Raw genomic sequence first — 1,175 nt, 5'->3', positions numbered from 1 at the left:
AAGTAGCTCCTTTAGCTTTTCATACGGAGGTTCAAAAGAAAGAAAGCCGAGTGTTGGGTGGTGGTAAAAGTACTTGTGCATGTAGTAGTACAGCGTGGAGGCCACTGAGTTAACTACGGCTTTCAACTCCCCATCTTCAGGACTTTCAATATTGAGCCTAATTATGTACACATCTTTCATGTATGCTTGAACGCCATATACTTATATGTCCTACAGACAGTTATCCATAGCCAAAAGCCGAAAGTAATACCGACAATTGACGAACATCACTGTTATAAGTAAGTCTGTTCTCAAGATCATGAACACCGAACGTAAAACCGAAATAGAGAGGCTTGTAGATGAAATAGTCGACGGGGTTATTCACTGGTGCTGGAATGTGTCTCCAGACCCAGCCTTGGATTGCTTGTACTACCACAGCGAGCTTGACAAATTCTCAGACATCATGTGTGCATATGCTAGTAGGAGAGAGGAGTGTGAAGAAATCGTCGACAAGCTAAGCGACGACGAATACAAGTATATGGCCCAACTGTACGACTCCATTATGGAGGAGTATATTAAGGAGGTGGAGGAGAGGTTTAAGGAGCTGGAGGAGCTGGAATAGCGCCACTGTTCAAAACTAATCTTTTTTTTTCTGGCTTAGATCTTTTCCCATTTCCACCCTCTATTCTCTTTATTCTCCCACTCGCCTCTAATCTACTACTCTTTACAATTTTCATATTTAGCTGAAGATAATACCGACACTAGTCGAACATCACTGTTATAAAGATTGAAAGTTCTCATTGTCATGAGAACCGAACAAGAAACCCAAAAAACGGGGGGTATAAATAAAAGTGTAGATGTGAAGATAAACGTAGTGCCATACATGGCGCTGGATATCCAAATCTCTCTGAATATTGCAACTGAAGTTGTTGAGGAGACATTTACAAAAGAGATCACATTGAGGTATAGAATTGAAAACGGTTCAGCTATTTTTGTTGATGAGAACGAAAATGTGGTAGCAACCGTGCCTCTTACCGAGTTTGCAAACTACGTCGAGGAGTTTGTAAAGAAAGCTGTGGAAGAGCTTGAGCGGGAGGCTAGCGATTACATTACACTGTTTCAGCAATTCGACGCGCTTAAGGCTAATGGCTTCGACATTGTGGTTGTAGAATGATTATATCAGTTAAGCTACCCAG

General features: G+C 41.5%; 3 protein-coding genes. 2 read left to right on the top strand and 1 reads right to left on the bottom strand.

The window, feature by feature from the left end:
* Positions 1-180, bottom strand: a 180-nt coding sequence (locus tag ACP5J3_RS14830) for a hypothetical protein (RefSeq protein ID WP_428496383.1), incomplete at its 3' end; no start/stop codon positions are given.
* 118 nt (positions 181-298) lie between these two features.
* On the opposite strand from ACP5J3_RS14830, the gene ACP5J3_RS14825 reads away from it, so the two are divergent.
* Both ACP5J3_RS14825 and ACP5J3_RS14820 read left to right on the top strand, forming a co-directional pair.
* On the top strand, positions 299-601 hold the full coding sequence (locus ACP5J3_RS14825) for a hypothetical protein (RefSeq protein ID WP_428496382.1): 303 nt from the start codon (positions 299-301) through the stop codon (positions 599-601).
* Positions 602-784: 183 nt separating this feature from the next.
* Positions 785-1,153 (top strand): hypothetical protein, encoded by a 369-nt coding sequence (locus ACP5J3_RS14820; RefSeq protein WP_428496381.1) that lies wholly within the window; start codon positions 785-787, stop codon positions 1,151-1,153.
* Positions 1,154-1,175: the final 22 nt, after the last annotated feature.

Origin of the sequence: Pyrobaculum sp. (genome assembly GCF_049971835.1) — an archaeon.
GTDB lineage: Archaea > Thermoproteota > Thermoprotei > Thermoproteales > Thermoproteaceae > Pyrobaculum.
The sequence above is the reverse complement of the archived record's forward strand: the minus strand, read 5'-3'. Positions and strand labels throughout refer to the sequence as shown.